Raw genomic sequence first — 12,568 nt, 5'->3', positions numbered from 1 at the left:
TCAACACGCGTTCCGGCGCATCGGTGTGGCGGTGCCGTCCCCGGGGCGGCGGATCGGCCGTCGGGCCAGATAACGCAACAGGTCGCGGATGTGGTGCTTCTCCTCCGCCGGCACCGTCGGATCCGCCAGCCGTTGCAGGATCACCCGCACGTCGGCCTCCACCGGGCTGTCGTCGCCGCGTCGCCACGGCCCGCCGCCCGCGTCGGGCAGGCCGAGCGCGCGGAAGGCCGCCGCGACCGGTAGATCGAGCGCGGCGCAGAAGCCCCGGACCTTGGCGAGTTCGGGATAGTCCTGCCAGTCACCGGCGAGCCAGCGGAAAACGGTGGAGCGACCGACGCCGGTGTGTGCGGCCAGATCGGTGACCGTCCAGCCACGTTCCTCGCGGGCATCGTCGATGGCACGGCGCACGAAACGCGCGAAGGCCATCTGTGGCGAAACCTCTGCCGAACCCACAGCTGGGTCTTCCCTCCCGCCCGGCACCCAACGGTGCGCAACTTCGAGAGTAGTACGGGAACGGCGTTGGGCAATTGACTGATCGACCAGACGGCCCCGGGCGGCGTGACGCGAATCCGTCACCCGGCCGTCGGCTGCTGCGCGAGCAGGGTCTCCAACCGGGGCGTGAGTTGCCACTGGGCGACCAGGTCGCGGTATTCGGCGCGCTGGGCGTCGGTCGGGTCGGCCCCGGTTCGCCGTGCCCGGATGAGCAGGTTGCGTGGGGTGTGCGCGGAGTCGACGAACTCGACCACCTCGGCCCGGTAGCCGTGCAGACGCAGCAACCCCGCGCGCAGCGCGTCGGTGAGGACGTCCGCGAAGCGCTCCCGCAGGATGCCCTGCCGGGTGAGCAGGTCGTACGGCGTCGGGGCCGGTCGGGCGCGCAGCTGGGCCGCGACGTCGTGGTGGCAACACGGCGCGGCGAGCACCCATCGGGCCTGCCAGCCCACCGCCCGGGCCAACGCCTCGTCGGTGGCGGTGTCGCAGGCGTGCAGCGCGAGCACCAGGTCGGGCGTCGGCTCGACGGTCGCGTCGGCGATGGTGCCGGCGACGAAACGCACCCGCTCGGCCCAGCCCAGCCGTTCGGCCAACTCGGTGTTGCGGCGACGCTGGTCGTCGCGTACGTCCACACCCACCAGCTCGACGTCGAGCCCGGACCGGGACAGATAGCGGTACGCGGCGAACGTCAGGTACGCGTTGCCGCAGCCGAGATCCACCACCCGCAGCGGGCGGCCCAACTGCCCGGCCAGCCCGTCCGGCAGGGTGGCCGCCAGCGCCCGTAGGAAGGCGTCCACCTGCCGCCGCTTGGCCGCCGAACCACCGATCTCGGCGAACAGCGGATCGCCCGGATCGAGCAGGTACTCCTTGGCCCGGTCGTGACCGGCGACCGCCGCCGGGGCGGCCGGTCGGGTCGCCACGGCCCGGTGCACCTGGGCCTCGCCCGACTTGGTGACCCGCAGTTGCAGGGTGGCGTGGGTGGTCTCCACATGCCAGTTGCCGAACGGCTCGGCCAGCAGCGCCTCCACCGCCGCGTCCGCCTCCGGCCCCGGGCTCACGTTCCGGGTGTGCGGCCGTGCCCCGTCGGAGGTGGCGATCTGTAGCCGCTGACCGGCTTTCAGAGTGACCGGCCGCAGTTCGGCCCGGACCATCGAGGGGCGCTGGCCGCGCCGCCGTCCGGCCGCGACGGCCCGGGTCAGCCCCGGACCGAGGAGCATCGAACGGACCTCGGCCAGGGCGGAATCCAGTGGTTCGGGCATCGCTCCATCTTCCAGGGGCGGCCGTTCGCCGCCACCGGGGGGCGGGCCGAGGTCAGTCGGTGGTCGATTCGGCGGGCGTGCCGTTACCGGAATCGGCACCACCCCGACGGCGGCGGCGTCGGCGCGGGCGCGGGGCGGCTTCACCGACGGCGTCGTCGCTGCGGCTGCTGCTCGTCTCGCTGGGTGCGCTGTCGACCGCCGACGTGACGGCGTCAGCGCCCGCTACCGTCTCGCCAGCCCGGCGACGACGGCGACGACGGGGGGTACGGGTGCCCTCCTCGGCGTCGCCTCCGGTGGATCCGCCCGGCGTGGTGTCGGCACCGTCCTGTCGACGACCGCCGGAACCGCGTCCCCGGCCGCCGTCAGCCCGGCCGCCCTCGCCGCGACCGCGACGACGGGTGCCGCGTGGCTCGCCGCCCCGCCGGGACCGGCCACCACCCAGGTCTTCCTCGACCTCGGCGGCCAACCCGGCGCGGGTGCGCTCGGCGGTCGGCAGGGTGCCGGTGACCTCGGTGGAGATGTGCAGGTCGGTGTAGAGGTGGGGTGAGGTGTGGTAGGTCTCCGGCGGCTCGGGCATGTCCAGCCCCAGCGTCTTGTCGATGATCCGCCAGCGGGGCATGTCGTCCCAGTCGACGAAGGTCACCGCGACGCCGCTCGCGCCGGCCCGACCGGTCCGGCCGATCCGGTGGGTGTAGGTGTCCTGGTCTTCCGGACAGTCGTAGTTGATGACGTGGGTGACGCCGCTGACGTCGATGCCCCGAGCTGCCACGTCGGTGGCGACCAGGGTGTCGATCTTCCCGGCCCGGAAGGCCCGCAGGGCCCGCTCCCGGGCGCCCTGACCGAGGTCGCCGTGCACCGCGGCGACCGCGAAGCCACGGAAGTCCAGGTCTTCGGCGACCCGGTCGGCGGCCCGCTTGGTCCGGGTGAAGATGATGGTCAGGCCACGGCTCTCGGCCTGGAGGATCCGGGCCACAATCTCGATCTTGTTCATCGAGTGGGTCCGGTAGACCAGCTGCTCGGTCTGTGGCGACGGACCGGTCTCGGCGGTGTGCCCGGCGTGGATCGTGATCGGGTGGCGCAGGAAGCGCCGGGACAGCGTCACGATCGGGTCCGGCATGGTCGCGGAGAAGAGCATGGTCTGCCGGTCCTCCGGCAGCATCGCCAGGATCCGCTCGACGTCGTCGAGGAAACCGAGGTCGAGCATCCGGTCGGCCTCGTCCAGCACCAACGCGCGTACGCCGTGCAGCCGCAGGTGCTTCTGCTTGGCGAGGTCGAGCAGGCGGCCCGGCGTGCCGACGAGGATCTCCACGCCCTTGCGCAACGCCTCGATCTGCGGCTCGTACGCGACACCGCCGTAGATCGGCAGCACCCGTACGCCACGGGTACGGCTGGCGGCGGCGATGTCCTTGGCGACCTGGATGCCCAGTTCGCGGGTGGGTACGACGACCAGGGCCTGCGGCAGCCCGTCGCCGCCCTCGTCCGGTGCGAAGACCCGCTCCAGCAACGGCACGCCGAAGCCCAGCGTCTTACCGGTGCCGGTCGGGGCCTGCCCGATCAGGTCGGCGCCGCGCAGCGCGATCGGCAGCGCGTACTCCTGGATGGCGAAGGCGCGGGTGATACCGGCCGCGGCCAGCGCCTCGACGGTCTCGGCGCGGGCGCCGAGTTCGGCGAAGGTCGGTGCCTCGGGCCGGACCGGGGCTGTCGGGGTCAGTTCCTGGCCCTCGGTGAGGTCTTGAATCGGTTCACTCATGTGGTTTTGGGGGTGCCCTCTCGTGGGTGCGCCCCGTCATGTCCGCAGGGCGCTCTCGGTTTGACGCGGGCCACACGGTCGGCGGCAGAGAAGCCGAGCCGGACCGGGCCGCACGCGCGCCGTGGGTCGACGTCAACCGGGGTCGGAGTTGGCTCCGGCCGGGATTGGCACCTACGGCAACTGCTCCATGCTACCTGAACGGGCTGAACAGAGTCCCGATTCCGTGAGGGCGAGCGTTGGCGCAAAGGTTTGCATGTGATCCGTATCACATGCAATGGGCGTCGTCGTTCGGCTGGCCCGGCCGGGTCGGGGGACTGCCGTCCCGGCGGCCGGACGGTAGCCTGCGCGGGTGTCCGCCTCCACCCCGCCCGGCCCCGCCGTCACCGATCTGCTCGGCTTGGTGGCTCTGGGCGAGTTGCTGGCCTTCGACCGGATGGCGGCCGATGCCCGGCTCGCCCCCGACCTGCGCCGTCGGGCCGCCCTGAGCGAGATGGCCGCCGCCGAGATCGCCAACTACCGGCGGTTGGCCGACCGGCTCACCGCGCTCGGTGTGCTGCCGGACGACGCGATGGCGGCGTATGTCGGCCCGTTGCAGGCGTACCACGACTCGACCGTGCCCCGCGACTGGGCGGAGGCGGTGACCAAGGCGTACGTGGGTGACGCGATCAGCGACGACTTCCTCCGGGAGATCGCCGTCGCGCTGGGGGAGCCGGACCGCCAACTGGTCCTCGACGTGCTGCACGACTCGCGCTACGCGGAGTTCGCCGCCGCCGAGATCCGCCTCGCGATCGAGGCCGATCCGAAGGTGGCGGGCCGACTGTCGATGTGGGCCCGACGACTGGTCGGCGAGGCGTTGTCCCAGGCCGGTCGGGTCGCCGCCGCCGACGACGGTGCGCTCACCGCGCTGATCGCCGCGAGCGGTCAGGTGGACGTCACGGAATTGTTCCGGCGGCTGACCGCCGCGCACACCGCGCGGATGGCCGCCGCCGGGCTCAACAACTGAGCAGAGACCGCCTACCGGTCTCTGCTCGCCGTCAACGGACGGTGAAACCGACCGCTCGTGGAGACGCCTCGGCGATCTCGACGTAGGCGACCTTGCCGACCGGCACGATGACCCGCCGACCCTTCTCGTCGGTCAGGGAGAGGGTGCCCTCACCCCTGGCGACGGCGTCGGTCACGATCCGCTCGATCTCGGCCGGCGACTGTGCGCTCTCCAGGACCAGCTCGCGCGGTGCGTACTGCACCCCGATCTTGACCTCCACTGTGCCTCCTCCATCGGGCGAATGGCCGCCCTGCGAAGGCTATCCGATCACGGGGGCGAGGGTCAGGCTGACTCACCTTGCAGCGGGAAGCTGGCGATACCCCGCCAGGACAGCGCCGCGACCAGCGCCTCCGCCTCGGCTTTGGGCACCTGGCGGCCACGGGCCAACCAGAACTGCGCGGCGGTCTCCGCCGCACCCACCAGGCCCGAGGCGAGCAACTCGGCGTGCGCCCGGCTGATCCCGGTGTCGGAGATGATCGTGTCGGTGATGGCCGCGATGCAGCCCTGCTCGACCCGCTCCACCCGCTGCCGGACGGCCGGTTCGTTGCGCAGATCCGACTCGAAGACCAGCCGGAACGCCTCGCTCTCGTGGTCGACGAAGTCGAAGTACGCGCGCACCGATGCGCTGACCCGCTCCTTGTTGTCGGTGGTGCTGGCCATGGCATCGTGCACCTTGGCGACGATCGCGTCACAGTGCGTGTCGAGCAGTGCGAGATAGAGATCCATCTTGCCGGGGAAGTGTTGGTACAGCACCGGCTTGGAGACTCCCGCTCGCTCGGCGATGTCGTCCATGGCCGCGGCGTGGTAGCCCTGCGCGACGAACACCTCCTGAGCAGCGGCGAGTAGCTGCTTGCGGCGCGCCGAGCGGGGCAGGCGCGTGGGTCGGCCGGCGGTCTGGGCGCCGTTCCCCACAGCGGTCATCGGAACCTCCGAGGTCGTCGTACGGGCCGGCATTTCACCCGAACCGGTCGGGGCCCCTCGGCCCCTCGCGGAATTGGCCCGCCGCTGTAACTTATCGCCACTGTCGCCACACGGTAGCCTCAGCGGGGGCGACCAAGGAGCGCGCGGTGAGTGAAACAGGGCAACCCGGTGCCGCCACCCCGGGAGAGCACGGCGACGGGACGGGTCAGCGCGATGACCTGGCCCGTTCCGGCAACGGGTGGGCCCCGCCACCGGCCGACTGGTCGTGGGGCCCGGAGGTGACACCTGGTTCGGGCCCGACAGGGCCCCGGGTCGAGTCTGCCTCCGGTTGGGCGACCGCCTCGTCGCGCCACGCCGACCTGCCCGCTCCGCTCGGTGAGCAGGCGGAGCCCGAGCGGCCCGCCCGGGTCAACGGCAACCACGTCAACGGCCACCAGGTGAACGGCAACCCGGTCGCCGAGCAGCCGTCCGCCGGGCGGCACGCCCCGGTCAGCTCGCCACCCGGCCTGCGTGGGCCGGGCCATGACCCTGGCCAGGACCGGCTCGTCGTACCGGCACCCCGCCCGGTCCCGCCCGGTGAGCAACCGGGCACCTCCGGCACGGGTCTGCCGACCTCGGCACCCCCGGCGATGCAGGTGCCACCGGTCGGCACCGCCCCCTCCGGCTTCGAGATGCCGCCTGGCCTGCACGCACCGACCGCCGAACGACCCGGCGAGGGCCCGACCGGCGGCCGGCAGCACGGGTGGGACGACTATCCGGCAGCCGCCGAACCGATACCCGGGTCGGCCGACCACCCACCGACGAGCGCCGACCAGCCAGCGGGCTGGTCTCCGGCCGACCAGCCCTCCGGTGAACCGGACCGGCCGCACTGGGCACAGCCCGGCCCGGCCAGCGACTGGGCGCCGCCGTGGGCGCGCGAGGAGAACGAGCCCACCGACCGCCGGTCCCGCGAGGTGCCGGCCCGGCCCTGGGCCAGCGAGCCGAGTCGACCGTACGAACCGGTCCGCGCCGAGCCGACCCGGCCGTACGAGCCGGTCCGCGCGGAGCGGTCCCGCCCCTACGAACCTCGCCGTGACGGCGGCGAGCCCGCACCGGAAGGGCAGCAGCCCGCCGCCCCCGAGCCGGCGGAGCAGCCCGCCGCCGTCGACCCGACCAGCGCACCCCCGGCCCAGCCTCCCTCCTGGGCGGCCCGCTCGGCCGACCCGCCGCCGGCCGACAATCGCCCGTCCTGGGCGTTGCCTCCGGTCAGCGGTGCGCCGACCAACGCCTCACCGGCTCCGCGTCCGTCCTGGGCGCGGGCACCCGAGGAGCGTCCGTCGTGGGCGTCGCCACCGGTCAGCGGCGCACCGGCGGACAGCGGCGTGCCCTGGGGTACGCGGAACGAGGAAGTCCCGCCCTGGGGCAGCCGGGCCGAGGCTCAACCCGCCGACGAGCGGCTGCCGTGGGCGCTGCGTCCGGCCAGCTCTCCACCGGCCGACGCACCGTCCGGCGCGGTCGACCCGACCAGCGCCCCGCCGGTCGACACCCGGCCGACCACCCCGAACACCTCGGCCGCTGGTGCGGCGCAGCCGGGTACGTCGAGCCGACCGGAGACGCCCGAGCCCGGCCCGACGGCACCGGTCGCCGAGGCCCGGTCGACCGCCGACTCCTCCGGGTACCGACCGTTCCGACTGCGGCCGGTTCCGGACGCGCCGGCTGCCGCCCCGCCGGAGTCGCCCGCCGCCGACCAGGTCGCGGGTGAGCCCGGCCGCCGCGAGCGCACCCCCTCCGCACCCGTCTCGACGGGTGCCGCCCCATACACGGCACGCCGGTCCGCGCCCGACCCGGTCCCGCCGACCGAGCCGGCCGGGGATCGCTCGCGGGAGGGCGCCACGGCGGTGTTGCCGCAGCGCGTCCCCGCCGAACCGGACGTGCCTGTCGTGCCGGAGCCGCCAGCTGTGGAGCCACCCGCCGAAACCCCTGAACTCGCCCGGATCGCCACCCACCTCCGCCGTGACGACGAGCCGGCTCCGTTGCGGGACCGGCCCGAGGGCTTCGACGTCAACGCGATCCTCGCCGCCGTCCGAGGGGTCGACGGCGTACGCGACGCCGCCCTGCGGCGTACCCCCGCCGGGGCGCACAGCCTGCGCCTCGACCTCGCTGACGGGGCCGACCCGGCCGAGGTGAGTCGACAGGTCGCCCGGTTGTTGCAGGAGCGGATGGGGCTGGCGGCGGCACCGCGCGGCCTGCCCGGCGTCCCGGCCGTGCCGGTGCGCCGACGCTCCACGGAGAGCCGGAACGAGGCGGGCGAGACGCGTCCGACCGCCGAGCCCCGACGCCCGTCGGCCCGTCCCGGCGGCGCCCGGACGGAGACTGCGCCGACTCGGCCGGAGACCGTGCCGGAGACCACCCGTCGGCGGCGGCCGTCACCGGCCACGACCCGGGGCCGGGCGGTCGTGGACGAGCCCGGCGCGGTCGGCAGTCCGGTGACGCTCGGCGCGTCCTACTCCGGTGGGCAACTCACCACCACCGAGTCCGCGCCGTCGCGCCCGCTGGACACCGGTGGGGTGCCGGGCCCCCGGGTGGTGCTCGACCACGTCCAGGTGAGCACGTTCGGGCTCGACGCCAATGTCGAGGTTCGGCTGATCGCGGGCGACCACAACGCCTCGGGACACGCCACCGGGCCGGCGGTGGACGGGTTCGTGCTGCGGCTGTGTGGCGTCGCGGCGGCGGCGGCGATCGACGAGCTGCTCTACGTCGCCGGCACCTCGACCGAGCGTGGCCGGTGTTTCGTGGAACACGCGGCGGTGGTGCCGTTCGGCAACTGTGAGGTGGCCACGGTCGTGGTGCTGCTGGTCTGTGACGGGTGGGTCGAGCAGTTGGCCGGCTCCGCGCTGGTGGCCGGCGATCCCCGACAGGCGGTGGTGCGGGCGACCCTGGCCGCGGTCAACCGGCGACTGGAGGCACTGCTGGCGTGAGCCGTTCCAGGCAGACTGGAACGGTGAAGCCCGCGACCCTCTGGCCCGACCGGCTGCTGCCCGCCCCCTCGGTCCCGCCGCCCTGGCCGGGGCGCGAGGTCCGTCTCGACGGGCTGGTCACCTACGTCCGGGAGACACCGGCGACCAGCCCGGACGCCGAACCGGCGCTGTACGTGCACGGCCTGGGCGGCTCGTCGCAGAACTGGACCGACCTGGCGGGGCTGCTCGCCGGCCGGCTGGACGGCCAGGCGATCGACCTGCCTGGCTTCGGTCGCAGCGAGCCGGGTCGGCGGTACACCGTGCCGGTCTTCGCGGAGCGGGTGATCCGCTGGATCGAACACTCCGATCGCGGGCCGGTGCACCTGATCGGCAACTCGCTCGGCGGTGCGATCTCGGTACGGGTGGCCGCGCTCCGGCCGGACCTGGTCCGGACGCTGACCCTGGTGTCGCCGGCCCTGCCGTTCCTCGACTTCCGCCGGTCGTTGCAGGGGCGGATGCTGCCCCTGCTGGCGATCCCCCGGGGCGAGCGGCTGGCCGCCTGGCGGCTGGCCCGACTGGCGCCGGAGGTGATGGCCCAGCAGGTGATGGAGGCGTGCGTGGCCGATCTCAGCCGGATCTGTGACCAGCGCCGCCGCGAGGCGTTGGAGGAGATCCGCGTCCGTCACCAGGCGGAGCACCACGCGGCGGCGTACGTGCGGACCTTCCGGGGGCTGGTGTCCAGCTTCCTGCGGTCGTACCTGCCCGGGTCCGGTTCGCTGTGGCGGATGGCCGGTACGGTGCGGGCGCCGTCGCTCGTCATCGGCGGACGGCAGGACCGGCTGGTCGACGTGCGGGTGGCTCCGCAGGCCGCACGGGTGATCCCGGATAGCCGGCTCCTGATGATCGACGACGTCGGCCACGTGGCCCAGCTGGAGGTGCCGCGCCTGGTGGCAAGGGCCGTGCTGGGGCTGCTCGCCGACGCGACGGACCCCGCTCGTCAGGTCGACCTGGCAGGATGACCGGGTGCACAGCCCTGGTAGCCGTCCTCGATCGGCTGGTTCCGCCGGCCGGCATGCCATCCGCCGGGAGTCCCCCGACCGTGATCGAGCGCCGGGGCGGCCGACCGCGTCCGGCAGACCGCACTCCGGGCGGGGATCGCTGATCCGGGGCGCGGTGCTGGTGGCCGCCGTCGGTGCTGCGGTGGCGCTGGTGGCCGGTGGCATCGGGTCGAGCTCGGGTGCGGCCGAAGAGGTGGCCCCGGTTGCTTCCGCGTCGAGTCTGGCTGCCCCCTCCCCGGCGGACCCGCCGCCGCAGCCGTCCCTCTCCCCGTCTCCGGAGGCTCCCGTCCTACAGGAGCCGGGTTCGATCCCGTCGACCGGCCCAGGTCGGTTCAGGTACGACGACCGGACCGGCCCGGTGCTGGGCAAGGCCGGTGGCGTCCGGCGCTACCGGGTGGCGGTGGAGTCCGGCTCCGGCGTGGACGCGGGTGAGTTCGCCCTGGCGGTGCGCGCGGCGCTGGCCGGTCCGGGCAGTTGGGTGGACGGCGGTCGGTTGCGGTTGCGGCAGGTCGCCGGGACGGCCCGGCACGACTTCACCGTCTACCTGGCGACGGCGGGGACGGCGCGCCGGATGTGTGCCGCCGGTGGTGTCGATATCCGGGTCGGTGGTCGGCCGTACACCTCCTGCCGCACGTTCGGGAAAGTGATCATCAATCTGGACCGGTGGCGGCTGTCGGTGCCGCACTTCGTCGAAGCCGAGGTGCCGCTCTCGCTCTACCGCACGTACGTGATCAATCACGAGGTGGGCCACGAGTTGGGCAATCGGCACGAGCGCTGCCCGGGGCGTGGCGAGCCGGCTCCGGTGATGATGCAGCAGACGCTCTTCCTGAGGGGGTGTGTCGCGAACCCGTGGCCATACCTGGACGGCAGGCGGTACGCGGGTCCACGCCTCTGAACCGCACCGGGCTGCGCAAAATGCAGTGATGTGCGGAAATGGGGTGCGACCATGGGGCTATGCCCTCTTCGCCCCTTTCATCTGGTTATGGTGGTTCGGCTCGTCCACCGGAACCGGGAGACCGGCGTCCCGGGTCGGTGCTACCGCACCGGATGGCCGTGCTGCTGGGCGTGGTGCTGGCCGCCGCCGTGGTGGTGCTGCTGGCCCGCGCCGGTCAGCCGGTGGCAGAGCCGGACCAGGGCTTCGGCCACCGGGTCGCCTCCGGTGCGGGAGGTGACGAGCGGAGCGGGTACCCGTGGGTGGGTGCGGGCAGCTTCACGGTGGCCGGTGACCGCTCACCGGTGCACGGCGAGGACGGACCGGTGGCCCGCTACCGGGTCGCCGTCGAGCAGGACACCGGCCAGGCCCCGGACGCCTTCGCCGCTGAGGTCGACGCGGTGCTGGCCGACCCCCGCAGCTGGATCGGCACCGGGGAACTGCGCGTCCAGCGGGTGGGCGAGGCGGAACCGGCGGACTTCACCATCTACCTGGCCACCCCGCTGACCTCGGAGGCGATGTGCGCCGAGGGGGGACTCAGCACGGAGGGCTACACCTCGTGCCGGCTGCCCGGACAGGTCATCATCAACCTGGCCCGTTGGCTGGAGGCGGTGCCGGACTACGGCGCACCGCTCCAGGTCTACCGGGCATACGTGATCAACCACGAGGTAGGGCACGAGTTCGGGGAGGGGCACGAGGCGTGTCCGGGCCCGGGGGCTCCGGCACCGGTCATGCAACAGCAGACGTACGGCCTGGACGGCTGCCTGGCGAACGCCTGGCCGATCCTCGACGGGCGTCGGCACATCGGTGAGCTGATCGGCTGACTTGGATCGGCCGGGTATTCCCGCTCCCGCATGTCGGGCGACGTGTCGCTGCTCATGGTCGATGAGCGGGTCGGCGAGCGACAATGGCCCGGTTGCCCACCACATCGATCCCGGGGAGTCCACCGTGTCGTTGCCCCCGCTCGTCGAACCCGCCGCCGAGCTGACCGTTGACGAGATCCGTCGCTACTCGCGCCACCTGATCATCCCCGACGTCGGGGTGACCGGGCAGAAGCGGCTGAAGAACGCCCGGGTGCTCTGTGTCGGCGCCGGTGGCCTCGGTTCTCCCGCCCTGCTGTACCTGGCCGCCGCCGGGGTCGGCACCCTGGGCATCATCGACTTCGACACCGTCGACGAGTCCAACCTCCAGCGTCAGGTCATCCACGGCGTCTCCGACGTCGGCCGCTCCAAGGCCGACTCGGCCGCGGCGAGCATCCGTGAGATCAACCCGCTGGTGAACGTCGAGATCCACAACACCGCGCTGGACCGGGACAACGTCCGGGAGATCTTCGCCCAGTACGACCTGATCGTCGACGGCACGGACAACTTCGCCACCCGGTACATGGTCAACGACGCGGCCGTGCTGCTCGGCAAGCCGTACGTCTGGGGGTCGATCTACCGCTTCGACGGTCAGGCTTCGGTGTTCTGGGCCGAGCACGGCCCCTGCTACCGCTGCCTCTACCCGGAGCCGCCGCCGCCGGGCATGGTGCCCTCCTGCGCCGAGGGCGGCGTGCTCGGTGTGCTCTGCGCCTCGATCGGCTCGATCCAGGTGAACGAGGCGATCAAGCTCCTCGCCGGCATCGGTGAGCCGCTGGTCGGTCGGCTGATGGTCTACGACGCCCTGGAGATGAGCTACCGGAAGATCAAGGTTCGCAAGGACCCGAACTGCGTGCTCTGCGGCGAGAACCCGACGCTGACCGACCTGATGGAGGACTACGAGGACTTCTGCGGCGCGGTGTCGGTGGAGGCCCAGGAGGCGGTGGTCGACGCCACCATCACCGCGACCGAGCTGAAGGAGTGGCAGGACGCCGGCAAGGACATCTTCCTCGTCGACGTCCGGGAGCCGGCCGAGTACGAGATCGTCCGCATCCCCGGCGCCACCCTGATCCCCAAGGGCGAGATCCTCTCCGGTGAGGCGCTGTCCAAGCTGCCGCAGGACCGTCAGATCGTGCTGCACTGCAAGTCCGGCGTCCGTTCCGCCGAGGCGTTGGCCGCGTTGAAGGCGGCCGGGTTCCGCGACGCGGTGCACGTGCAGGGTGGGGTGCTCTCCTGGATCAAGCAGGTCGACCCGTCGCTACCCGCGTACTGAGTCACCGGCCGAGGGGCCACTCCGCCTTCGCCGAAGGGTGGAGTGGCCCCTC

General features: G+C 73.1%; 10 protein-coding genes and 1 pseudogene. 6 read left to right on the top strand and 5 right to left on the bottom strand.

The annotated features are described in order from the left end of the window. The 3 genes from ACLQ2S_RS01615 to ACLQ2S_RS01605 all read right to left on the bottom strand — a co-directional run bounded on the left by ACLQ2S_RS01615 (position 1) and on the right by ACLQ2S_RS01605 (position 3,498). Positions 1-453, bottom strand: a complete 453-nt coding sequence (locus tag ACLQ2S_RS01615; protein WP_309222462.1) for a helix-turn-helix domain-containing protein — start codon at positions 451-453, stop codon at positions 1-3. Between the two features lie 119 nt (positions 454-572). Next, complete coding sequence (locus tag ACLQ2S_RS01610; protein ID WP_155214518.1) at positions 573-1,748, bottom strand: class I SAM-dependent methyltransferase; 1,176 nt, start codon at positions 1,746-1,748, stop codon at positions 573-575. Positions 1,749-1,800: 52 nt separating this feature from the next. Beyond that, entirely contained in the window at positions 1,801-3,498 is a 1,698-nt protein-coding gene (locus ACLQ2S_RS01605; protein WP_155214519.1) for a DEAD/DEAH box helicase, read from the bottom strand. A 349-nt stretch (positions 3,499-3,847) separates the two neighbouring features. Between ACLQ2S_RS01605 and ACLQ2S_RS01600 the strand changes: the two genes are divergently transcribed. Continuing rightward, positions 3,848-4,501 (top strand): ferritin-like fold-containing protein, encoded by a 654-nt coding sequence (locus tag ACLQ2S_RS01600; RefSeq protein WP_309222463.1) that lies wholly within the window; start codon positions 3,848-3,850, stop codon positions 4,499-4,501. 31 nt (positions 4,502-4,532) lie between these two features. On the opposite strand, the gene ACLQ2S_RS01595 is transcribed toward ACLQ2S_RS01600, so the two are convergent. After that, positions 4,533-4,760 carry a DUF3107 domain-containing protein gene (locus tag ACLQ2S_RS01595; RefSeq protein ID WP_093403539.1) on the bottom strand — a complete coding sequence of 76 codons (228 nt, stop codon included), beginning with the start codon at positions 4,758-4,760 and terminating at the stop codon, positions 4,533-4,535. 62 nt (positions 4,761-4,822) lie between these two features. Then, positions 4,823-5,461, bottom strand: coding sequence for a TetR/AcrR family transcriptional regulator (locus ACLQ2S_RS01590; protein WP_155214520.1), 639 nt, complete (start codon positions 5,459-5,461; stop codon positions 4,823-4,825). Between the two features lie 1,337 nt (positions 5,462-6,798). Here ACLQ2S_RS01590 and ACLQ2S_RS01585 point away from each other — a divergent pair. The 5 genes and pseudogenes from ACLQ2S_RS01585 to moeZ all read left to right on the top strand — a co-directional run. Beyond that, positions 6,799-8,418: pseudogene (locus ACLQ2S_RS01585) on the top strand (hypothetical protein); the annotation flags it as partial. A 23-nt stretch (positions 8,419-8,441) separates the two neighbouring features. Then, complete coding sequence (locus ACLQ2S_RS01580) at positions 8,442-9,416, top strand: alpha/beta fold hydrolase (protein ID WP_425700965.1); 975 nt, start codon at positions 8,442-8,444, stop codon at positions 9,414-9,416. 160 nt (positions 9,417-9,576) lie between these two features. Further along, the gene (locus tag ACLQ2S_RS01575; protein WP_425700964.1) at positions 9,577-10,350 is read left to right on the top strand and encodes a DUF3152 domain-containing protein; all 774 of its coding nucleotides are present in this window, start codon (positions 9,577-9,579) and stop codon (positions 10,348-10,350) included. A gap of 152 nt (positions 10,351-10,502) precedes the next feature. Then, positions 10,503-11,210: a DUF3152 domain-containing protein gene (locus ACLQ2S_RS01570; protein WP_425700963.1), complete on the top strand. Its 708-nt coding sequence runs from the start codon at positions 10,503-10,505 to the stop codon at positions 11,208-11,210. A gap of 124 nt (positions 11,211-11,334) precedes the next feature. Then, on the top strand, positions 11,335-12,516 hold the full coding sequence (gene moeZ / locus ACLQ2S_RS01565) for an adenylyltransferase/sulfurtransferase MoeZ (protein ID WP_375335272.1): 1,182 nt from the start codon (positions 11,335-11,337) through the stop codon (positions 12,514-12,516). The last annotated feature ends 52 nt before the right edge of the window (positions 12,517-12,568 follow it).

Origin of the sequence: Micromonospora sp. DT48, from assembly GCF_049844495.1 — a bacterium.
Classification (GTDB): domain Bacteria; phylum Actinomycetota; class Actinomycetes; order Mycobacteriales; family Micromonosporaceae; genus Micromonospora.
Note: the sequence above shows the minus strand (reverse complement) of the source record. Positions and strands in the feature narration are given on the sequence as shown.

Bases quoted from the DNA above. Each gene is read 5' to 3' on its own strand.
- ACLQ2S_RS01570 (WP_425700963.1), top strand. From the start codon at position 10,503: ATGGCCGTGCTGCTGGGCGTGGTGCTGGCCGCCGCCGTGGTGGTGCTG.
- ACLQ2S_RS01605 (WP_155214519.1), bottom strand. From the start codon at position 3,498: ATGAGTGAACCGATTCAAGACCTCACCGAGGGCCAGGAACTGACCCCG.
- ACLQ2S_RS01590 (WP_155214520.1), bottom strand. From the start codon at position 5,461: ATGACCGCTGTGGGGAACGGCGCCCAGACCGCCGGCCGACCCACGCGC.
- ACLQ2S_RS01610 (WP_155214518.1), bottom strand. From the start codon at position 1,748: ATGCCCGAACCACTGGATTCCGCCCTGGCCGAGGTCCGTTCGATGCTC.